The 22,802-nt window shown below is 49.3% G+C and carries 18 protein-coding genes and 1 tRNA gene; 9 read left to right on the forward strand and 10 right to left on the reverse strand.

The window, feature by feature from the left end:
* Window positions 1-5 precede the first annotated feature (5 nt).
* Complete coding sequence (locus D8682_RS24355; RefSeq protein WP_121815364.1) at window positions 6-476, reverse strand: SRPBCC family protein; 471 nt, start codon at window positions 474-476, stop codon at window positions 6-8.
* Window positions 477-491: 15 nt separating this feature from the next.
* Entirely contained in the window at window positions 492-1,169 is a 678-nt protein-coding gene (locus D8682_RS24360; RefSeq protein ID WP_121815365.1) for a DUF1571 domain-containing protein, read from the reverse strand.
* A gap of 334 nt (window positions 1,170-1,503) precedes the next feature.
* On the opposite strand from D8682_RS24360, the gene D8682_RS24365 reads away from it, so the two are divergent.
* Complete coding sequence (locus D8682_RS24365) at window positions 1,504-1,767, forward strand: DUF1471 domain-containing protein (protein WP_064545387.1); 264 nt, start codon at window positions 1,504-1,506, stop codon at window positions 1,765-1,767.
* An 84-nt stretch (window positions 1,768-1,851) separates the two neighbouring features.
* On the opposite strand, the gene D8682_RS24370 is transcribed toward D8682_RS24365, so the two are convergent.
* Window positions 1,852-2,778 (reverse strand): LysR family transcriptional regulator, encoded by a 927-nt coding sequence (locus D8682_RS24370; RefSeq protein ID WP_064545389.1) that lies wholly within the window; start codon window positions 2,776-2,778, stop codon window positions 1,852-1,854.
* A gap of 224 nt (window positions 2,779-3,002) precedes the next feature.
* Between D8682_RS24370 and D8682_RS24375 the strand changes: the two genes are divergently transcribed.
* The 3 genes from D8682_RS24375 to D8682_RS24385 all read left to right on the forward strand — a co-directional run bounded on the left by D8682_RS24375 (window position 3,003) and on the right by D8682_RS24385 (window position 7,134).
* The gene (locus tag D8682_RS24375) at window positions 3,003-4,235 is read left to right on the forward strand and encodes a dicarboxylate/amino acid:cation symporter (RefSeq protein ID WP_064545391.1); all 1,233 of its coding nucleotides are present in this window, start codon (window positions 3,003-3,005) and stop codon (window positions 4,233-4,235) included.
* Window positions 4,236-4,267: 32 nt separating this feature from the next.
* On the forward strand, window positions 4,268-5,458 hold the full coding sequence (gene metC, locus D8682_RS24380) for a cystathionine beta-lyase (protein WP_064545393.1): 1,191 nt from the start codon (window positions 4,268-4,270) through the stop codon (window positions 5,456-5,458).
* A gap of 290 nt (window positions 5,459-5,748) precedes the next feature.
* Entirely contained in the window at window positions 5,749-7,134 is a 1,386-nt protein-coding gene (locus D8682_RS24385) for an FAD-binding oxidoreductase (RefSeq protein WP_121815366.1), read from the forward strand.
* 127 nt (window positions 7,135-7,261) lie between these two features.
* On the opposite strand, the gene D8682_RS24390 is transcribed toward D8682_RS24385, so the two are convergent.
* From D8682_RS24390 to D8682_RS24415, 6 genes are all read right to left on the reverse strand, one after another.
* The gene (locus tag D8682_RS24390; protein ID WP_121815367.1) at window positions 7,262-9,274 is read right to left on the reverse strand and encodes an acyltransferase family protein; all 2,013 of its coding nucleotides are present in this window, start codon (window positions 9,272-9,274) and stop codon (window positions 7,262-7,264) included.
* A gap of 333 nt (window positions 9,275-9,607) precedes the next feature.
* Window positions 9,608-10,306 (reverse strand): RluA family pseudouridine synthase, encoded by a 699-nt coding sequence (locus D8682_RS24395; RefSeq protein WP_121815368.1) that lies wholly within the window; start codon window positions 10,304-10,306, stop codon window positions 9,608-9,610.
* Window positions 10,307-10,398: 92 nt separating this feature from the next.
* The gene (locus tag D8682_RS24400; protein ID WP_121815369.1) at window positions 10,399-13,536 is read right to left on the reverse strand and encodes a CusA/CzcA family heavy metal efflux RND transporter; all 3,138 of its coding nucleotides are present in this window, start codon (window positions 13,534-13,536) and stop codon (window positions 10,399-10,401) included.
* Window positions 13,537-13,546: 10 nt separating this feature from the next.
* Window positions 13,547-14,797 carry an efflux RND transporter periplasmic adaptor subunit gene (locus D8682_RS24405; protein WP_121815370.1) on the reverse strand — a complete coding sequence of 417 codons (1,251 nt, stop codon included), beginning with the start codon at window positions 14,795-14,797 and terminating at the stop codon, window positions 13,547-13,549.
* An 85-nt stretch (window positions 14,798-14,882) separates the two neighbouring features.
* Entirely contained in the window at window positions 14,883-15,227 is a 345-nt protein-coding gene (gene cusF, locus D8682_RS24410; RefSeq protein WP_121815371.1) for a cation efflux system protein CusF, read from the reverse strand.
* Window positions 15,228-15,261: 34 nt separating this feature from the next.
* Window positions 15,262-16,647 (reverse strand): Cu(I)/Ag(I) efflux RND transporter outer membrane protein, encoded by a 1,386-nt coding sequence (locus D8682_RS24415; RefSeq protein ID WP_121815372.1) that lies wholly within the window; start codon window positions 16,645-16,647, stop codon window positions 15,262-15,264.
* Window positions 16,648-16,829: 182 nt separating this feature from the next.
* Here D8682_RS24415 and D8682_RS24420 point away from each other — a divergent pair, with 182 nt between their 5' ends.
* From D8682_RS24420 to ldtA, 3 genes are all read left to right on the forward strand, one after another.
* The gene (locus tag D8682_RS24420; RefSeq protein ID WP_064545410.1) at window positions 16,830-17,513 is read left to right on the forward strand and encodes a copper/silver response regulator transcription factor; all 684 of its coding nucleotides are present in this window, start codon (window positions 16,830-16,832) and stop codon (window positions 17,511-17,513) included.
* A complete protein-coding gene (locus D8682_RS24425) occupies window positions 17,503-18,945 on the forward strand; it encodes a Cu(+)/Ag(+) sensor histidine kinase (RefSeq protein WP_121815373.1) in 1,443 nt (480 codons plus the stop codon). Before D8682_RS24420 ends, D8682_RS24425 begins: the two co-directional genes overlap by 11 nt.
* Window positions 18,946-19,036: 91 nt before the next feature.
* Entirely contained in the window at window positions 19,037-19,969 is a 933-nt protein-coding gene (gene ldtA, locus D8682_RS24430) for a L,D-transpeptidase (protein ID WP_121815775.1), read from the forward strand.
* A gap of 97 nt (window positions 19,970-20,066) precedes the next feature.
* Here ldtA and D8682_RS24435 read toward each other — a convergent pair.
* Window positions 20,067-20,142: transfer RNA gene (locus D8682_RS24435), tRNA-Asn, on the reverse strand.
* 455 nt (window positions 20,143-20,597) lie between these two features.
* On the opposite strand from D8682_RS24435, the gene D8682_RS24440 reads away from it, so the two are divergent.
* Both D8682_RS24440 and D8682_RS24445 read left to right on the forward strand, forming a co-directional pair.
* Window positions 20,598-21,719 (forward strand): branched-chain amino acid ABC transporter substrate-binding protein, encoded by a 1,122-nt coding sequence (locus tag D8682_RS24440; RefSeq protein ID WP_064545415.1) that lies wholly within the window; start codon window positions 20,598-20,600, stop codon window positions 21,717-21,719.
* Window positions 21,720-21,882: 163 nt separating this feature from the next.
* Window positions 21,883-22,797: a branched-chain amino acid ABC transporter permease LivH gene (locus D8682_RS24445; protein WP_064545417.1), complete on the forward strand. Its 915-nt coding sequence runs from the start codon at window positions 21,883-21,885 to the stop codon at window positions 22,795-22,797.
* Window positions 22,798-22,802: the final 5 nt, after the last annotated feature.

The raw sequence follows: 22,802 nt of genomic DNA on the forward strand, positions 1-22,802 counted from the left end.
CTTCATCAATATACTTCGACACGAGTCCCTAATTTGCGGGCCAGCCCTTTTGCTCCATCGCGCATCACCATATGGTGGTTCCAGCGGAAAATGGGTGCTGCCAGCGGCGCGAGGTAGTTCATCCATCGGGTGTTAGTCCGGATATTCCAGTCATACCTGACGATTGTATCCACTCCATTGTCAGAAAAAGACCATACTCCACGTCCTTCAACCTCGCCACTGGCTTCCCCTTCTAAAAGACAAAAGGGCGTAATATTTAATACATGGATATCAAAGGTGATGCGATAGGGGAGCACACCTTTCCAGGTATAACGATGCAAAGCGCCAATCCCCTGAATATCACCTTTCTTTAACTCAATAATCTGCTCCAGACTTCCCCACCATTCAGGCCACAGGTCCGGATGGCAAAGAATATCCCATACCTCCGATACAGAAGCTTCGACCCGCCAGATGGTGCAAAATTTATAGTCAGCCATAGAGCAAAGCTCCCATTACGGCGCGAAAAAAGCAGAGGGGAAATGGATGTTGATAACCATTGCATCCATGAAGACGGTTTCCAGTAATTTTCCATCCGAGGCGTAACTGGCTACTTTGATGGGAAATCCAGATTGCTTATCTAACCAAATCTCATATTGGTGAACAGCATCGACGGTCTTTCCTTCAGGGCCGGCCACGGATAAGTGCAATGTCGATTTGCCCGCTACTATCTCGTCACCAATAGTGGCTGTTGTACCGCCATGTTGCAGACGACGAATATTATTCAGCAGAACGCCTAAGTCTGATTGATCCACCCGATGACCATTACCATCTTGTATTAGTGAATCTGTTGGCGACAGATTCAAAACAGGAAATGTTCCCAATCCAAATGGCCACAACTTAACTTTGCCACTGACCGGGTTATAGATGAGGACGGCGCCGGAATGTGGCGTAGTAAAATCCATCCGTACATAGCCCGGTTTACGATAGCTATAGCGAATGATTTTAGGTTCATCCTGAGGCGAGCGGGAGCGCACCGTAACCTGGTATGACTGGATTTGTTCAAAATGTTGCAGGGAGAGAATAATGGGATCGGTCATGGCTGAACTCTGCGAAAAAGCCGCCGCCACAGCTGCTTTGTCCGCCGCGTATGCAGTGTCGTTAAAGCTAAAGATAAGTAATGTTGTCAGCATTACTGCAAAAGAGACTAAGTCGCTAATGATTGTCTCCTGCCTTGAAATAGCCGTTAAACAGGATCTCCTGAGAACACTATCAGTATGTCGGATAATATCTAAAAGTGTATGGTCCGTTTAAACGGATACTTACAATTGATTCTCGTGTCTATTCGCTTTGCTCAGCGGCTCTTGGATCACAGGGATATCGCATGGACACTGGCTTTCTAAGCGGATCGGCATAGTTGAAGAGCATTTATTTTGAGTCCAATCTGTCCAACTTAACTCCTCACTTCCCTCACTACACCTAAACTTTAAATGGTTATTTTGTATTTCAGTTAATGAGGATGTGATGATGAAAAAGTTATTGTATTTTTCTGCGGTAGTCACCCTTGCTGCACTCCCTTTAATCACCCAAGCCGCCCCAGCCCAGGAGCTACCAAACGGGACCACACTAAAACAGGAGATGGGCTCAGTTTCAGCAAAAGCCAGCACCATTGATGAGCTGGACGCCAAGTTGCGTGCTGAAGCCACTCAACAAGGCGCAAGCGCCTATACAGTCACTTCTGCTTTCGATAATAACCAGGGCGTGTACGGAACCGCGACTCTCTATAAATAACGTTTTATCACCAGACAGGATGTTTCATCTGGCAAGTTAACGGCTCCCTTTAATGGGAGCCTGCCATTTTTTAGGGCGGAGAAATCATCCCGGGATCCAGTTGTCCCATACGGGTAAAGGACCGAGTTCCGCCACCATAAAATCAATAAAGGATCGTACCTTGGGGTTACTGTACTTGCTGGGAAAATACAGCGCATACAGGGCGTGGGTTTCGCAGGTGATGATACTGTCGAGCATCAGCGGGGTGAGTTCTTCTTTTTGAATATGATCACCAATCAGATAGGTGGGTAAATACGCCACGCCCTGATCTTCTAATACCGCCTTCAACAGCACCAGGCTGCTGTTGGCCTGGATTGGCATATTTAGTTTCAACTGGTGCAGGCGATCCTGTTCGTCTGCGACCTTCAGCACCGGCGTGAGGCCAGGGTAAACCAGACAATCATGATCCACCAGGTCGCTACGGCGCTGGGGCATCCCTTTTTTAGCCAGGTATCTGGGCGATGCGCAGTATGCCCAGCGGATTGGCACCAGCTTGCGCATTGCGTAGTTTTGCGGTGGTGCAGTTGAGATGCGCAGCGCGATGTCGAAATCTGTTTCGTTAAGATTGACGAAGTTATCGTTGAGATCGATATACAGATTCACATCCGGAAACTGAGAGCGATATTTATCCACCAGATTCACCAGGCGGGAATAACCGAAAGCGATGGAACAGGTTATCCGTAATTCACCATGTGGGCGGTGATAATAACCGGATGTTATATTCAGAGTTTCATCAAATTCTTGTAGTAATTTATTGGCGCGGTTAAATAAATATTGCCCGGCATCGGTCAAGGTGATACTGCGGGTGGTACGTTTAATTAATGTTGTACCCAGCGTATCCTCCATGGCCGTCAGGCTTTTGCTTACCGCTGAAGGCGATACGTTAAGCTGAGTAGCCGCTTCAGATAATCCTCCGCAATCGATGATTTTGACGAAAAACTCTAAATGCTTCAGTGAAATCGGCGTCCCCATACTTTCCTTTTATTCACAAGTGATTTGCAAAAACGGTACAAATAGGCCGTTACATTCGCATTTTAAACATGTAACTATTGAATCACAGGAAACAACTTGCTGGCAAAATGAAAAAATAGCAACTTAAGTGAGTTACGTCACAAAATATAAGGAGGCGAAAAAGAAAGTCATCAAATTGTGAATTTAATCTCATTTAATATAATTTAAATTAAAAGGTACCGGTTATGTGGTCACGACTTGAACCCTACAGATCTTCTATTATTTTATTAATTGCACTGGTTATTGGTGGGTTGTTAGGTATATACGCCCCAACGTTTGCAAGTACACTCCAGCCAATAGGGCAGATATTTTTAAACCTGTTGTTTATGATTATTGTGCCGCTGGTAGGGATCAGCGTCATGTCTTCTATCGCCAGTATGACCGACCTGAAAAGGCTGGGACGTATTATGGCGATTATCTTCATTGTTTCTATCTCGATGGCCTTTATTCCTGCTGCCGGGATTGTGGCGCTGGCGCTATGGTATAACCCCGCGCAGGGCGTCACTATCGATCTCTCACAATCCGTGCAGGCGGGCAGTGGAAAGATGGATTTTGTCAGTATGATCACCACGAATGACTTTATCGGGTTGTTCTCAAAGTCCAATATTCTGGCGCTGATCGTAATGGCGATTATTGCAGGCGTTGCGATTGGGCAGTCGGAGCAGGCGGGTAAACGTATTGCATTGCTGCTGGAAGATGCCAATACCGTCATCATGAAAATCGTTTCAATCATTATGAAAGTGGCACCGATAGGCCTTGGCTGCTATTTCGCCGCAACGATGGCCAGTCAGGATTCTGCCCTGTTGTTAACCTTTGCCCGTGCGATTGGCCTGTTTATGGTTGCCACGCTGGTCTACTTCATTTTCGGCTCTATTCTCTATTCATACATCGGTGGCGGAATTCCTGCGGTCAGAGCCTTCTGGCGTAATGCGATTGAACCTTCGGCAACTGCGCTGGGCACCTGTTCTTCACTGGGTACGCTACCCGTTACGCTGCGCGCCGGTAAAGCGATGGGGATTAACCCGGAAATCGTTGATGTGTCCATTCCGCTGCTGGTCAATCTCAATAAAGGCGGCGTGGCGATGATTGCCGCGTTGAAAATTGTCTTTATCTATTCCGTGCTGGGAATGGAATTCACCACCGAGACTTTCTTCCTGACAATGCTGATTGCTGTCCTCTCCGCCATTATCGTCGGCGGTGTACCGGGTGGTGCGTTTCTGGGAGAGATCTTTATTGTCACCACGCTAGGGCTACCGATGGAAGCGATCCCGATGCTGGTGGTGCTGGGCACGATTACGGATGCACCAGCCACGCTGATTAATGTTATCCACGATTTGAATGCGGCACAGATTGTCGAGCGGTTCGCTGGTAAAAAGCAGACCAACGCCGAAATTAGCTCTACTGCCGCTGTTGTATAGGTTTTCACACGGATTAAAGAACAGGAGATGTTATGAAAGACGCAATTAAGCTTGAAACTCAACTGGTCGTCGCCGGACGCGACAAACGTTTTACCCAAGGGGCGGTGAATCCAGTTATCCAGCGCGCTTCTTCGTTGGTGTTCGATACCGTGAAAGATAAAAAGTTTGCTACGGCCAATCGCGCTAACGGTGAACTGTTTTACGGCCGTCGCGGAACCTACACGCACTTTGCCTTTCAGCAGGCAATGAGCGAACTGGAAGGTGGCGTGGGCTGCGCGCTTTATCCGTGCGGTGCAGCCGCGGTAACCAATGCAATTCTGGCATTTGTACAAAGTGGTGACCATATTCTGATGACGGGGGCGGCTTATGAACCAACCCAGGATTTCTGTAATAAGATCCTGAGTAAATTCAACGTTGAAACCACATATTACAATCCACTGATTGGCGCTGGCATTGTTGACCTTCTCCGCCCAGAAACTAAGGTAGTGTTCCTGGAGTCGCCGAGTTCAATCACTATGGAAGTCCAGGACGTACCGGGGATGGTGAAGGCAATCCGCGCGGTGAATCCGGAGATCGTCATCATGATCGATAATACCTGGGCGGCGGGCGTGTTGTTTAAAGCACTGGATTTTGGGGTGGATATTTCCATTCAGGCGGGTACTAAGTACACCATTGGCCATTCAGACGGCATGCTGGGTACGGCAGTCTCTAACGCCCGTTGCTGGGATCGTCTGCGTGAGAACTCCTATCTGATGGGACAAACGCTGGACGCCGACACGGCTTACAACGGTAGCCGTGGATTACGCACGCTGGCGGTGCGTCTTAAACAGCATCAGGAGAGCAGTATTCATATCGCCCGTTGGCTGTCGGCAAGACCGGAAGTCGCTCGGGTGAATCATCCAGCATTACCTGAATGTCCAGGCCATGAATATTTTCAGCGTGACTTTGCTGGTAGCTCGGGTCTGTTCTCGTTTGTACTGAAAAAGAGACTGACTGACGAACAGATGGCTAATTTCCTCGATAACTTCTCATTGTTCCACATGGCCTATTCCTGGGGTGGATTTGAGTCGTTAGTTCTGGCGAATCAGCCGGAGGAGCTGAACAGTATTCGCCCTGCAGGAAATGTCGATTTTAGCGGAACGCTAATCAGAGTGCATATTGGGCTGGAAGATATTGACGACCTGATTGCCGATCTGGAAGCCGGATTCGCCCGTATCAGTTAACCTGTTGTAATCAAGGCCGGATGGCGTCGACGCTTATCCGGCTTAATTAATCTTGCAGGCTTTGCTCAGCCATTCATATCAGCCCCTTAGGGGGTTCAAATATTCGCCATCAGGCGCTATCAAAATCAAACCTATTCCATCAAGAAAATCCCGTCTCAGCTAGATGAATAATCCGGTGTTGACTCTGATTCAGGCCAGAGCAAAACACTTCCCAATAAATACCCTTCAAAGCATCAGCGCTCAGGAAATCAACCATAATTAGTAGGGTTATTCAAAGCCAGGAGACAATCATGAAGGAGTTACTAAAGGTCAATATCGACGAGTTCAAAAGCCATTTTCTGGGGGAAGTGATTCTTCCTGACGAGGCTGGCTACGACGAGGTTCGCCAGATCTGGAATGCCATGATCGACCGTAAACCTGCACTGATAGCACGCTGCATCTCACCTGAGGATGTCATGCAGGCCATCGAATTTGGACGAACGCAAAATCTCCTCATTTCAATCCGTGGAGGAGGGCACAACATCGCGGGCAATGCCGTGTGCGACGACGGTTTGATGATCGACCTTTCACTGATGAAGAAAGTGCAAGTGGATCTCTCCACCAGAAGGGCCCGCGTCGAGCCAGGCTGCACCCTGGGCGACTTTGATGAGGTAGTGCAGGCACATGGCCTTGCCACGCCCCTGGGCATCAACTCGACCACCGGTGTGGCCGGCCTGACACTCGGTGGGGGTTTCGGCTGGCTGAGTCGCAAGTACGGTATGACTATAGATAATCTGGTCTCCGCGGAGGTTATCACCGCGGATGGCAGCCAACTTCATGCCAGCGAAACAGAAAATGCGGATCTCTTTTGGGGGCTGCGGGGCGGGGGTGGCAATTTCGGAGTTGTGACTCGCTTCGAATTCCAGCTCCATCCCGTTGGGCCGAACGTGCTGAGTGGGCTGATCGTCTTTCCGTTCTCTCAGGCAAAACTTGTTATCTCGCAGTTCGCCCGGTTCACCGAGACGATGCCGGAAGAGCTCAATGTTTGGATGGTCACGCGTAAGGCGCCTCCACTTCCGTTCTTGCCCGACGACGTTCACGGGAAAGAGATGGTCGCGCTGGCGCTGTGTTATGTGGGCGACCCTAAAGAGGGCGAGAAGCTTATCGAGCCGCTACGTGAGTTCGGCACGGTGCTTGGCGAGCATATCGGAGTACAGCCTTATATCGCCTGGCAGCAGGCATTCGACCCGCTATTGTCGAAGGGGGCGCGCAATTACTGGAAGTCACATAACTTCTCGCAACTCAGTGAGGGCGTTATCGATGCCATCATCGAATACGCTGCCAGATTGCCGTCACCTCAGTGTGAGATTTTCATCGGGACGATTGGAGGCCAGACAGCAAGTGTCGCGCCCGATGCCATGGCTTACTCAAGCCGGGATGCCAATTACGTGATGAATGTGCACGGTCGCTGGGAGTCGGCCGCCGAGGATGAGCACTGCATCGCCTGGGCGCGCGAATTCTTCGCTAAGTCACAACCGTTTGCCAGCAGCGGTGCGTATATCAATTTCCTCACCCAGGAGGAGAGCGACCGTATCGCTTTTGCTTACGGTGCAACCTACAACCGACTTGTGGAACTCAAGAATAAGTACGACCCGACGAACCTCTTCCGGATGAATCAGAACATCAAACCGGTATGAGACCAGGTATTGCGCCTAACAACAGTATGTAGCCGAGACACTACGCACACTGTGAATGCCAGAGGTTAGGCGCAGTCACGATGCAGTTCCTATTGCAATGGGATGGGTATCGACTTCATCGGCATATCTATCCATTCCCCGGCGATTTAGTCAGCTCGGTATATTCCTCTGGTTTAAATGCTTGTCGGAACATCGGTATCAATAACTGACTTCCAAACTCACTTAGATGATTATCATCAGAGTAGAGCGGTTGACCTCCCTGGTTACCCCAGCAACGACCACTGTGGCAAAGATAAGGTAGAGGGTCGAGAATTTTGACCCCACACTGCATCGAGGCCTCATCTTGCGCATCCCAAATCACCTTTTGACGTTGCTGATATTCTTTCAGTGAAATAGATATATCGCGGGCGGGGTTGCCAAACATAAGCGCTCTGGCCATGGTATTGGGAACATCCATTGCCATCTCAGGGATTGGGCGAACTAAAAATACCCTTTGGCTGTTTTCAATGGCACACATGGTTTTTATTAATTGCGCTGTAAATTGTTTATTTAAATTTGGGCTTGGTCGATCATTTAGGGTGTCAAAGTATCCCATCGGGATATTAAAAAAAGCATCCTTTTCATTTTGCCCAAGGAGAGCAAGAGAACTTCTGTTGGCAATAAAGACCAGTTTGTTTTTGTACTCGTGATTTAGTAATTGAATGGCTTTATCATTAAAAGTTTTACAATCATCATTAATATCTTCCCTTCGTTTAAAATCTAATACAGTCGGGCAACTGGCATAATCCATCTCAATAACAGAGCCGGGTGCAACATCAGCAATAACAGATGCCACCATACCTGCATGGCTATCACCTAATACAATAGCTGTTAGTTCACCTTCGCCATAACTACATTTCGGCGACTCACTACCTTCGCCAGGCGTAAGAAGGCAATCTTGCATACGGGAAGCGTTGTTAAGCTTCGGAGTCATCGCCATTTCAATCGCCGGATTAATACGGTTCTCCAGTTGTTGATAACGAGCCGCCACAGCCAGTAATACGGCACACATCACGGCCGCTCCTAATACCCAATTTTGCTTACCGGGCGATACCGAAGCGAGTATTTTACGGGCCGGGTTTTCTACCAGGAGTAAAGAAGCCTTACCCAGTAACACACTCAATATTATTCCCGCCACAATCCAGCCAGGATGGTACTGCTTGCTGGCATAGGTCAACGCGACCACTAAGGGCCAATGCCAAAGGTAAATAGAGTAAGAACTGGCGCCGATTTGGCGGGCGATGATATTGGATGTAAAAATAGACTGCTGGCGATTAGCAATTAAAACTAACATCGCACCCATTACTGGCACCATGGCATAAACACCGGGCCATGGTCGGGAAGAATCAAATAATGTCACCGACAGCGCCATTAATATAAAACCGATAAACTCTAACACGCGGGCAAGTTGCTGCGGCATGGAATGTTGGCGAGTTAGCCACCACACCAAACTACCGGCTAACATTTCCCAGGCGCGCGTGGGTAATAAATAGAATGCGCTCCCGGGTAACCGTGGGCTGGCGTAAAACGAGAGCGCCAGCGACAACACTCCTGCGGCAATCAGCGCAAACTTAACTCCACGACGACCAAACCAACGCCAAATTAATATGCAGCCCAGTGGCAGCAAAATATAAAATTGCCACTCCAGCGAGAGTGACCAGGTGTGTAGCAACCAATTTTCGTGGGAAGCAATATCGAAATAACCCGCTTCACGCCAGAACTTTAGATTGGAGACAAAGGTTAACGCCGTTACAGCATTGGCCGCCAGTACGCGATAGTCTGCCGTGGGCAACCATAACCAGCCAATAATGAGCAACACCACGCATAACACTATTAAAGCCGGAATAATCCGTCGGGCTCGCGCCAGATAAAAAGCCCACAGCGAAAATTTCCCGAGTTCCAGCCCGTTTATGATGATGGCCGTCATCAAGAATCCAGAGATGACAAAAAATACATCAACCCCGGCAAAACCGCCGCCAAATCCAGGTATACCAAAGTGATAAAATACGACTGCTAATACTGACCAGGCTCGCAGCCCATTGACATCATGGCGAAATGCTTTAGGTGTTAGCGAGGCAGGACGGGACAAATTAATAACCATAAGTTACCAGATTCCAGTATATCGCGATAATGCAGCCAACCTGCATCGTGACAAATCAATCCCGACAAGCGCACAAAATACACTTGGGGTGAATATAATTTCATCTCTGACATAACTACCAGGAAACGTGTGCTGAACGACACAAATTTATCCGGGGAATGATTTGTCGGAATGATCAAGCAGACAGTTCTTAATCATTCAGTGAAGCATAATACTTTTTCTCCGCTTTTGCTGGCGGATATATTCAGCGAGTAAATAAAACGATGAAATCATCTATTTCATCAATCAAACCATACGAAAAGTTCTGCTGCGCTATACCATCAGCTTTCCCTTTTAGAACGGGCTGGCGTGATGGGCTTTGATCAACTCCCCGCTAATGGGATGAACAAAATGTAGCTCACTGGCGTGCAGCATCAGCCGAGGTGTTTGTTCCGTGCCTGGCAGCAGGCGGCCACCATACAGGTCGCAACCCAAAATAGGGTGGCCCAATTGCTGGCAGTGGATGCGGAGTTGATGAGTACGCCCGGTTTCTGGGGTGAGCTGTACCCGCGTCAACGGCAGTAACTTCCCGTCTGCCAGTTCATGATAAAAGCGTTCAACGACCTGATAGAAAGAGCGAGCTGGCTTGCCGTGGATTGCGCAAATTGACATCAGCGGGAACAGCGCCGGGTCTTTGGCAATCGCTGCGTCTATCAATCCTTCGTTGTGCTCCACATGCCCACACAGCAGCGCACTGTAAACTTTGGTCACTGTGCGCTGGCTGAATTGTTGGCAAAGGGCGGCATTTATCGCTTTATTGCGGGCAATCACCATCAGCCCGGAAGTTCCGAAATCCAGGCGGTGCACCAGGGTGCAGCCTGCGAATATCTGTACCAGCCGATGATGCACCGAATCGAGATTTTGCGGATTTTTCCCCGACAGGCTGAGCAGCCCGCTGGGTTTATTGATAATGACCAGGTGATCGTCCTGATAGAGATTTTCGATCGTGTCATGGCACGGCGGGGCAATAAAGGTATCGATAATCGTAGACATCAGGCTACCCGGATGAAGAGTGGGTGCGGATGATAACCAATTTTAAACTGACTGGCGAATTTGGCTCCCGGAGCCGGGAGCCGTTTAGTCAGTTAGCTTTTGTGTCGGCGTAGCCAGATTAATTTGTAGGCCGCCGGAATGATAAACATCGATAACAACGGTGCGGTAATCATCCCGCCGATCATTGGCGCAGCAATTCGGCTCATCACTTCTGACCCCGCTCCGGTTCCCCACAAAATAGGTAACAGGCCAGCAATAATCACTGCCACCGTCATCGCTTTTGGCCGGACGCGCAACACCGCACCGTGGTAAAGCGCATCATCAAGCCCTTCGCTGGTGAACGTTTCCGGGGGCGCGAGTTGCGGATTCGCTTCAATAGCCTGGCGCAAGTACATCAGCATCACCACGCCAAACTCCGCGGAAACCCCAGCGAGGGCGATAAAACCGGTACCGGTGGCGACTGACATATGGAACCCTTGCCAGTACAGGAACCAAATACCGCCCACTAAAGCGAACGGCAGGCTCATCAGAATCAGTAACGCTTCATCAAAGCGGCGGAAGGCCAGATACAACAACACAAAGATAATCACGAGGGTCATTGGCACCATCAGTTTCAGTTTCTTGTTGGCGTGTTCCAGTAATTCAAACTGCCCGGAATACGACACGCTGGTGCCCGGTTTAAGTTTCACCTTTTCATCAATTACCTTTTTCAGATCGTCGACAATCGACACCATGTCACGCCCACGCGCATCAATGTAAATCCAGTTGGTCGGGCGCGCATTCTCGGTTTTGAGCATCGATGGGCCAGAGAGGACGCTGACGTCGGCCACATCACCGAGCGTGATTTGCTGCTTCATTGGCGTGAGGATTGGCAATTTTTTCAGCGTTTCCGGGCTATCGCGCAAGCCTTGCGGGTAACGAATGTTGATTGGATAGCGTGCCACACCTTCCACCGTTTCACCCACCGTGGCACCGCCGATGGCAGAGGAGATAAACAGCTGAACGTCGCCCACGGTCATACCATAGCGTGAAGCTTTTTCGCGGTTGATTTTCACATCAATATAACGCCCACCTTCCAGGCGGTCGGCCAGTGCCGAAGTCACACCAGGAACCGTTCTGGCGACTACTTCAATACGCCGTGCAGTTTCATCCAGGTCGGTAAGATCGGTGCCGGAGACTTTGATACCGATCGGGCTTTTGATGCCGGTAGACAGCATATCAATGCGGTTGCGAATCGGCTGAACCCAGAGATTCGCCAGCCCCGGTAAGCGCACCGTGGCATCCAGCTCTTCAATGATTTTGTCGACGGTCATCCCTGGTCGCCACTGATCCTGCGGCTTCAGTTGAATGGTGGTTTCCACCATTTCCAGCGGGGCGGAATCGGTCGCCGTTTCTGCTTTGCCAGACTTACCAAACACCGAAGCCACTTCCGGCACGGTTTTAATCAGTTTATCAGTGGTTTGCAGGATTTGCGCCGCCTGGCCAGGAGAGACACCGGGCAGCGTTGAAGGCATATACAGTAAATCGCCTTCGTTAATTTTCGGCAGGAATTCACCGCCTACTTTGCTGAGCGGCCATATCACGGTGATTATTGATAACACCGCCACCAGCAGAGTTAATTTTGGCCATTGCAGGACTTTGAGCAAAAACGGGTGATACATCTTTATCAGCATGCGGTTCAGTGGATTACTGTTTTCCGCAGGGATTTTCCCTCTGATCCAAAAACCCATCAGAATAGGAATGACCATAATCGCCAGCAATGCGGAACCGGCCATCGCATAGGTTTTGGTAAAGGCCAGAGGCCCGAATAAACGTCCTTCTTGCCCTTCCAGAGTAAAAATCGGAATGAACGACAGGGTGATGATCAGCAGGCTGATAAACAGGGCAGGGCCAACTTCAACAGAGGCATCGGTAATCACTTTCCAGCGCGTTTCGTTATCAATACTTTTCCCCGCGTGGTTATGCCCCCAGTCCTCAAGCCGTTTATGCGCGTTTTCTATCATCACAATGGCGGCATCCACCATTGCCCCCACCGCAATCGCAATGCCGCCCAGCGACATCATGTTGGCGTTTAACCCCTGAAAATGCATGATGATAAAGGCAATACACAGCCCGAGCGGGAGCGAAATAATAGCGACCAGCGCGGAACGCAAGTGCCAGAGGAACAGGGCACAGACCACGGCGACAACGATAAATTCTTCCAGCAATTTATGGCTGAGGTTTTCAATTGAACGGTCAATCAACTGGCTACGGTCATATGTCGTCACCACTTCTACGCCTTCCGGCAGGCTTTTTTTCAGCACCTCAAGTTTGTCTTTAACCGCGGCAATAACATCGCGCGCATTCTTTCCGGAGCGCAACAGCACCACGCCTCCGGCAACTTCTCCCTGACCATTAAGCTCGGCAATGCCACGGCGCATTTCTGGCCCAATCTGCACGCGCGCCACATCCCTTAAATAAACCGGCACGCCGTTTTCGACGGTTTTCAGCACGATATTATTGAAGTCATCAATATTTTGCAGATAACCACTGGCACGAACCATGTACTCCGCTTCGGACATCTCAACGGACGAACCGCCCGCTTCCTGATTAGAAGAGCCAAGCGCATTTTTCACCTCGCCCAGCGTCACGCCATATTGCGCCAGTTTCATTGGGTTGATCTGGATTTGGTACTGCTTAACCACGCCGCCCACCGAGGCCACTTCCGCGACATTAGGAATGGTTTTTAACTCATATTTCAGGAACCAGTCCTGAAGTGAACGTAATTCGGCGAGATCATGTTTACCGCTGCGGTCAACCAGCGCGTACTCAAACACCCAGCCCACGCCGGTCGCATCAGGGCCAATCTCGGTGTTAACGCCCGCAGGCAACTTAGCCTGCACCTGGTTGAGGTACTCCATGACCCGCGAACGCGCCCAGTACAGATCGGTGCCATCTTCGAAAATCACGTAGACGTATGAGTCACCAAACTGCGAGAAACCGCGCACCGTTTTGGCGCCAGGCACTGAAAGCATGGTGGTCGTCAGCGGGTAAGTCACCTGGTTTTCAACAATCTCAGGCGCCTGGCCTGGGTAGCTGGTCTTAATAATCACCTGAACGTCCGAGAGGTCAGGTAAGGCGTCTACCGGCGTGTTGATAATGGTCCAGGTTCCCCAAATGCTCAGGAACAAGGCCGCCATCATTATCAGAAAGCGGTTCGCCACAGAGCGCCTGATAATCCATTCAATCATCTTCGTCTCCTTACTTTTCTGGATGCGCGTTGGCGGAAGCATTGCTCTGACGCATACGATCCAGCGCTCCGCTAATATTGGCTTCCGAGTCAATCAGGAACAGACCACCGACAACAACGGATTCCCCTTCACTCAGGCCTGATTCAATCCCCGTCTGGTTTTGGGATTCATGCAGTACTTTGATTTGCTTCGGCACAAACTGGCCTGCATGATCAACGGTAATCACCCGTTGTTCACGGCCATTGTCGATAACCGCCTGCGAAGGAATCAGCAACATTTCCGGGCTTTGGGTATTGAGCTTCAGGTAGGCGTTCATACCGGGTTTCAGTTGCTCATCTTTATTATCGACTTGCAGGCGCACTTGAAGGGTTCGCGTAACCGGGTCGAGGCTCGGCAGGATTAACCATTTTTCGATGGTGAAAGTTTTGCCAGGGTATGCCGGGACAGAAATCTCAAACTGGGAGGACTCTTTGAGCAGATACACGATAGATTCGGGGACGGCGGCGCTAATCCACACCGGGTCCATGCCCTGAATCTGGGCCACCACTTTATCTTTTGAAATGTTCATCCCGGTTCTCAGATCAAACGCGGTGATCACGCCATCAATCGGCGCTTTAATCGTGAAGCGAGTCTGAATAGAACGCGTGCTGCGTAAGCGCTGAATATCTTCTTCAGACATCCCCGCCAGACGAAGACGTTCGAGCACACCTTTGAGTTGTGTCGCGGAGCCACCGGTTTCAGACAGTAATAGATATTCGCTCTGCGCCTCGACCCATTCAGGGATCGTAATATCCACCAGCGGGGTGCCTTTTTTTACTTTATCGCCAATCGTCAGCGGATAAACTTTTTCAATAAACCCCTCTGAACGCGCTTGTACAATAACAAACTGGTATTCGTTAAAACTGACATTGGCGGGAATCGTCTGGGAATAGGTTAAGCGCCCCATTTGGACTTTTTCAGTTTTCAGCCCCAGATTTTGCACTTGTGCCGGATCGATACGAATGCCCTGATTATTTTCGCTGCTACCTTCATCGGCATATTTCGGCACCAGATCCATATCCATAAAGGGCGACTTCCCGGGCTTATCAAACCTGGTATCGGGTTTCATTGGGTCATACCAAAAAAGCACCTTACGCTCGGTCGATTGCGTGGCCATTTTAGGGACAGAAGCAAAATAGCGGTAAGCAGCAACGGATATTATCCCTCCGACGATCAGACTGCTGATAATAAGCGCAGTATTTTTTATTTTTAAAGAAGCCATATTTCTTCCTGATAAATAAAATGGCAAGCGGGATTTGTAGGGTGGATAAGCGATAGCGTCATCCACCATTTTGAAGTGAACCTCACTAATTAGCCTTAATTTCCTGAAGCAGAGAAGTATTACCTTGCTGAATAAAACTAAAATTTACATTATTCCCAGCTTTCAGTGATTTAATATTGGCGTCTAATTCGCTGAAGGTAAATCGCATGGTCATTGCTGGCCAACTGACTGCCGGAATAGCCTCATGTGCAATCGTAATTTTTTTATTTTCAATATCAATATCTTTAATTATGCCCTTGGCCGTAATCACTTGCTGTTGTGCGGCGGTAATGGTGGCAACCGCATCGCTTTGGGTCGATTCTGCTGCCTGAACTCCGGCAACCATAGCAACTGAGAAAATGCCAAATAAAGCAATTTTAATTGAACGCATATTAATGATTCCTCTGATATCAAAACGAAAATAATTATTGAGTCCAGCCGCCACCCAGAGCCGTAAACAAGGTGATTTCATTAACTTGTTGAGAATATCTCAGGTCGAGTAATGATTGCTGTGTTGAAAATAGTGAACGCTCTGCATCGAGTACCTCGATATAACTCACGGCACCGCTGGAATATAACCCTTTGGCACGTTGTAGCGTGATTTGCAGTGAGGCAAGATAATGTTGCTGTGCCGTAATTTGTTGGCTGATGGTTTCACGCAGCGCAAGAGCATCAGCAACTTCTTTAAAAGCGGTCTGAATTTTTTGCTCGTAATTGACAACAGACTGCTGCTGGCGAATTTTTGCCAGTTCAAGGTTGGCACTATTACGTCCGGCATTGAAAATAGGGATCTCAATTTTCGGGACGAAATTCCACATCCCACTGGCAGGATTAAACAGGCTTGAAAGCTCGGTACTGCTGCCTGAAACCCCACCCGTCAATGAAATAGAAGGGAAGAATGCGGCCCTGGCGGCACCAATATCGGCATCGGAGGCTTTTAACAGATGTTCGGCTTCCAGAATATCGGGCCTTTGCAGTAAGATTTCAGAAGACAAATTCGGCGGAAGCTGTACCGGATTAATATCTTTGTCGCTGTGGATTTGGTCATCAGGTTGAGCGGTATAAGTTCCCAGTACCAGTTGCAGTGCATTGTCCGCTTGTGCCAGTTCACCTTCTCTTTTGGCGATTTCTGCACGGGTACTTTCAATCAAGCCACGAGATTGTTCTAACGCCAGTAAGTTAGTACTGCCGGTGATAAGCTGTTTTTCCACAAAGGCATAAGATTGCTGGTAATTCTGGAGCGTTTCTCGGGCAATATTCAATTGCTCAGCCGCCAGTCGCTGGTTGAAATAGCTCTGCGAAACATTAGAAATCAGCAGAATATGCACTGCCCGCTGTGCTTCCTCACTGGCAAAGAATTTTTGCCGGTCGGCATCACTCATGTTTTTCAGTTTGCCGAAGAAATCCAGTTCAAAGCTAAGGGCCATACCTGCTTCATATTTTTGGTCAGTGGAACTGTCACTTTTTAACCCGCCACTGTAGGTAGTTTCTGCCGAGGCGTTGAGCTGCGGGTATCTGTCGGCGTCCGTGACATTGTATTGCGCACGCGCTTCCTGAACTTTTAACGCCGCCATCCGCAGATCTCGGTTGTTTTGCAGTGCGGTATCGATAAGCCTGATGGCCTGCGGATCGGCAAAGAAGTTACGCCAGCCGGTGTCCTGATAACCGACCGTTGCCGGAACCAGTGCATTTTTCGAGAGTGAGAAACGCTGTGGCACCGGCGTTTCAGGGCGCTGATAATCGGGTGCCAGCGAAATACACCCTGTCAGAATGAATAACGTACTCAGTGTTAAAAGCTTAAGTTTGAACATGTCACTTCTCGTCCCTGCAAGCCGGTTACATCAGGCTGATAAATTCTGCAGACACTTTACGGGAGCGACTCTGTTGGGTGAGTGACAGGATAATGACAAAGCTGTCATTTTGCGCTTATCTCATTGATCTCGCCCTGTTGCCCACTAGAATGGCACCACCACACTGAAAGGGAGGAGAGGTTGTGAAAATATTAGTCGTCGAAGATGAGGCCAAAACCGGTGAATATCTGTGCAAAGGTTTGAAAGAGGCCGGTTTCGTCGTTGATCTCGCAGACAATGGTTTGACGGGTTACCATCTGGCGATGACCGGTGATTACGACCTGGTGGTGCTGGATATCATGCTTCCTGACGTGAATGGCTGGGAAATCGTCCGCATGCTGCGGGCCGCGAAGAAAGGAATGCCGGTCCTGCTGCTTAGCGCCTTAGGCACCATTGAACATCGAGTGAAAGGCCTTGAGCTGGGCGCGGATGACTACCTGGTAAAACCTTTTGCTTTTGCAGAGCTGTTGGCTCGCGTCAGAACGCTGTTACGCCGTGGCTCGACAGTAATCGCCGAAAGCCAGTTTCAGGTGGCCGACCTGACACTTTTTTTGGTTTCCAGGAAAGTGACCCGTGGCGCAAGCCGTATCACGCTGACCAGCAAAGAATTTACACTACTGGAGTTCTTTCTGCGCCACCAGGGCGAAGTCCTGCCGCGCTCTCTTATCGCCTCCCAGGTTTGGGACATGAATTTTGACAGTGATACCAATGCAATTGATGTTGCGGTGAAGCGGTTACGCGCCAAAATTGATAACGATTTTGAACCTAAATTAATCCAGACCGTTCGCGGTGTCGGGTATGTTCTTGAGGTGCCTGATGAAGATTAGCGCGAAACGTCGACCTCTATCTCTGGCAGTCAGGTTGACCTTATTTATTAGTCTTTCGACTATTCTCGCTTTTCTGATCTTTACCTGGGTGATGATAAATTCAGTAGAACAACATTTTTCTGAGCGGGATGTTTATGATCTGAAACAAATCAGTTCAGTGCTGGAAAATATCATCAAAGAACCGAAAAAAAGTGAAGCGCAGAAAATAGAAAAGCTCAGTGACATCCTGACCAGTTACCAGAATATTACGGCTTTGCTTCGTGACGGGAATAATAATATTCTTTATCATTCGTCTAAAGGTGCCGACCTGAGTGCTATTCTTCCCTCACAATATCCGGGTGCAGGAAAGGTACTATTGTGGTCCGGGAAAATGAGTGAAAATGAAAAACACTCTACTATGGCGAATAAAAACACCATTTACCGAATTATAGAAACACCCATTAAAACATCTGAAAATACCCATGAGGCGCCTTATATTTTATTGACGGCAATGTCCTTTGACTACCACCAGCATTACATTGATACGCTAAAGGTGGACCTTATTTATATTGCCCTGGCAATCAGTGTTTTGATTGTTCTCATTGTTTTATTTGCAGTTTATAAAGGGCACCAGCCATTAAGAAATGTCAGCATGAAAATAAAAGACATTTCTTCTGAGAACTTAGATGTCAGACTGGAGCCAGACCGGGTGCCGATTGAGCTTGAACAACTGGTTATTTCTTTTAATCATATGCTTGAACGGATAGAAGATGTGTTTATCCGCCAGGCTAATTTTTCTGCGGACATCGCCCATGAAATACGCACGCCGATTACCAACCTGGTGACGCAGACGGAAATTTTATTAAGTCAATCAAGAAGTAATGACGAGTTGAAAGAGGTTCTTTATTCTAACCTCGAAGAATATAATCGCATGGCGAAGATGACCAGCGACATGCTATTCCTGGCTCAGGCGGATAATAACCAACTCATTCCTGAACAAGTGACGCTCGACATCAGGGATGAAACCAGCAAAGTCTTCGAGTTTTTTGATGCCTGGGCTGAGGAGCGCGGCGTCCGCCTTGCCATTAACGGCGATGCTTCCAGAGTCAAAGGTGACCCACTGATGCTGCGCCGGGTGATTAATAATCTTGTCTCCAATGCGATTCGCTATACTCCCGGCAACATGACAGTCACCGCGCATATTAATGAACGCGAAAGATGGGTTGACCTGATTATTGAAAACCCAGGAACACCTATACCTGAAGAGCATCTCAACCGATTGTTTGATCGCTTTTATCGCGTTGACCCGTCAAGGCAAAGAAAAAGTGAGGGCAGTGGGATTGGCCTGGCCATTGTAAAATCTATTATTACCGTCCACCAGGGTAAAATTAGCGTGGCTTCAGATGCGGTTTCAACTCGCTTTACCATCTCACTGCCCAAAATTTCCGACTGACTCCCGCTTATCATTTTGTAAGACTTTCCTCACAAAAAACTCAACGGAGGGTTATATTTAGCTTATCTATATCATGTTTGAGAACAGGGAAATGATGATTCGATTATCCTGGCTGGCCCTGGTGCTTGCCTCCGTTAGCAGTAGCGCTCTGGCAGTCAGCTATCCGCTACCACCCGAGGGTAGCCGCCTGGTCGGTGCGCCGTTAACCATTAGCGTTCCGCAAGGGAATACCCAGCCGCTGGAGTATTATGCCGCGCAGTACGGGCAAGGTTTCAGCAATATGCTGGAAGCCAACCCAGGTGTCGATCCGTTCCTGCCAAAAGCGGGTATCCAGTTGATCATTCCACAGCAGGTGATTTTGCCGGACACCGTACGCCAGGGCATTGTGATTAACGTCGCCGAAATGCGGCTTTACTACTACCCACCGGAGAGCAACACGGTGGAAATCCTACCTATTGGTATTGGCCAGGCTGGGCGCGAAACGCCGCGTAACTGGGTGACGAGGGTGGAGCGTAAGCAAGAAGCTCCGGGCTGGACACCAACGGCGAATACCCGGCGCGAGTACGCGAAAGAGGGTAAAACCTTGCCAGCTTACGTGCCACCAGGTGAGGAAAACCCGATGGGGCTTTACGCGATTTACATCGGCAAGCTGTACGCTATCCACGGCACTAACGCCAACTTTGGTATTGGCTTGCGCGTCAGCCAGGGGTGCATCCGTCTGCGTAAAGACGACATAAAATATTTGTTCGATAACGTGCCGGTGGGGACGCGCGTGCAGTTTATTGACCAGCCGGTGAAAGCAACCGTCGAGCCAGATGGGCGGCGTTGGCTGGAAGTGCATGAGCCGTTGTCCCGCAACCGTGCGGAGTTTGAATCTGACAATAAAGTCCCACTGCCTATGACCCCAGCACTGCGCAATATGACTGAAGGTTACGGTGTGGATGCCGTCATGGTGAGTGCCGCGTTAACCCGCCGTTCCGGGATGCCGGTGCCGATTAGCATGGTATCCGGAAAAACCGGGTAGTTTTAAATACTGGGATAAGGGCAGGCGCGGGAATTCGAGACGCGAAAAGTAAAAACATAAAAGCCCGCTTAAGTTTCCTTAAGCGGGCTTTCGAATTTGGCTCCTCTGACTGGACTCGAACCAGTGACATACGGATTAACAGTCCGCCGTTCTACCGACTGAACTACAGAGGAATCGGTTAACGGGGCGCATATTAACGATTAGCTCGTGGCATGTCAAAGGGTTCGCGTAAAACTTTTTTGTTTGCTCTTTTTATAGTCAACTTGTTGAGTTTTAACACGAATTGTCCTAGTCTGGGTTGAACTAACAGCATCCCTTCATTATGTAAGTTCTTTATTGGTGCAAAGCCGCTTCGTTCATCACTTATTTGCTTTATTGTTAAGCAGATGTGATCCCCGCTGTAATTTCATCGCGTTGTGCCGAGCGCCTTACCAGCGCACTCTATACTGACATATGTCGAAACATTGACATTTGGTTAACAATTCTGGCAACCATTTTGCTTAATGTTCAAGGCCGTGATTAATCACAGGGAAAAGCAGTTTGTATTTTGTTCGCGTTTTTGCTTTTGAAAATGGCTCTTACACCGTTTTGCATAAACCTCTTTGCTGATTTGCTAAGGAACATACAAATGTCGCTGAAATTTATCAGAAGTCCTCTTTCTCTTGTGTTGGCTGGTTGTCTGGTGACGGCGTTTTCCGCCCACGCCGATATTGTGATTGGTGTTGCTGGGCCATTTACCGGGCCGAATGCGACTTATGGTGATCAGTACTGGCATGGCGCGACGCAAGCCGCGGAAGATATTAACGCCGCCGGTGGCATCAACGGCGAAAAAATCAAGCTGGTGCAGGGTGATGATGCTTGTGAACCAAAACAGGCAGTGTCAGTTGCTAACCGTCTGGTGGATCAGGATAAAGTGAATGCTGTGGTCGGGCATTTTTGTTCTTCATCTACCGTACCGGCCTCAGAGGTGTATAACGACGCCGGTATTCTGACTATCACCCCTGGGTCGACTAACCCAATTATCACTGAACGAAACATGAATGATCTGTTCCGCATGTGTGGGCGTGATGACCAGCAAGGGCAGGTCGCCAGCGATTTTATTATCGACAAGCTTAAAGCCAAGCGTGTGGTGATCATTCATGACAAAGATACCTACGGGCAGGGGCTGGCGGATGCCACCAAAGCAGCGCTGGCGAAACGCGGCGTCAACGATGTGATGTACGAAGGGTTGTCGCGCGGCGAAAAAGACTTTAATGCGCTGGTGACCAAAATCAGTGCACAAAAACCTGACGTGGTGTTCTTCGGCGGTTGCCATCCGGAAGCGGGGCCACTGGTACGCCAGATGCGTGAGCAGGGCGTGCAGGCTAAATTCTTCTCCGGCGACTGTATCGTCAACGAAGAGATGGTTACCGCGGCAGGCGGACCGCAATACACCAACGGCATCTATATGACCTTCGGCAAAGATCCGCGTTTAATTGCCGACGGCAAAGCGGTTATCGATAAATTCCGCGCTAACAAATTTGAGCCAGAAGGCTACACCCTCTATTCCTACGCCTCTGTGCAGGCTATCGCTGCGGCATTTAAAGCCACTGGTGGCACCGATTCGGCTAAAGCCAGCGCCTGGCTGAAAGCTAATCCGGTGGATACTGTGATGGGCAAAAAAGCCTGGGATAGCAAAGGCGACCTGAAGGTGTCGGACTATGTCGTTTATGAATGGGACGACAAAGGCAAATACAAAGAAGTCCAATAAGGTTCGCTGGACAACAATACGCTATTGGGGTTTGTCGGGGGGATAAGCGGTAGCGTCATCCACCATTTACGCCTGTGATTGCAGGTGAAAGTGTCGGGTGACGCTCCGCTTACCCGACCTACAAAAGAAGTTTGTCCGCCGCCCTAAAAGAGATTGCCTATCTATGGACGCATTCTTCCTGCAACAGTTGATTAATGGCTTAACGCTAGGTTCCGTCTACGGGTTGATAGCCATTGGCTACACCATGGTTTACGGCATTATCGGCATGATTAACTTCGCGCACGGCGAAGTGTATATGATCTCCGCTTATCTGTGCGCCATCGGCCTGGCGCTACTGTCGTTCTTCGGCCTGCAATCATTCCCGTTACTGATCCTCGGCACGTTGGTGTTTACCATTGTGGTGACGGGTGTGTATGGCTGGACCATTGAGCGCATCGCCTATAAACCGCTGCGCAACTCGACACGTTTAGCGCCGCTGATCTCCGCCATTGGCATGTCGTTGATTCTGCAAAACTATGCACAAATCAGCCAGGGGCCGCGCCAGCAGGGCATTCCCACCATGCTTGATGGCGTGCTCCGTTTACATATTGGCGATGGTTTTGTGCAAATCACTTATACCAAAGTGTTCATCCTGATTGCTTCGTTTGCTGGCATGTTGCTGCTTACCTGGATAATTGGTAATACCAGACTGGGGCGCATGTGCCGTGCGGTTCAGCAAGACCGCAAAATGGCTTCGATTCTGGGGATTAATACCGACCGCATTATCTCGCTGGTGTTTGTGATTGGTGCGGCGATGGCGGGGCTGGCGGGTGTGTTGATCACCATGAACTACGGTACTTTTGATTTCTACGCCGGTTTTATTATTGGCATCAAAGCGTTCACGGCGGCAGTGCTGGGCGGGATTGGCTCGTTGCCTGGCGCGATGCTTGGCGGGTTAATTCTTGGTATTGCCGAGGCGCAGTTCTCGGGCATGGTGAATTCCGATTACAAAGATGTGTTCTCGTTTGGATTGCTGGTGGTGATCCTCATTTTCCGTCCTCAGGGGCTGCTTGGCCGACCTTTCGTTGCCAAAGTGTGAGGGAG

Origin of the sequence: Buttiauxella sp. 3AFRM03 (assembly GCF_003675305.1) — a bacterium.
Taxonomy (GTDB): Bacteria; Pseudomonadota; Gammaproteobacteria; order Enterobacterales; family Enterobacteriaceae; genus Buttiauxella; species Buttiauxella ferragutiae.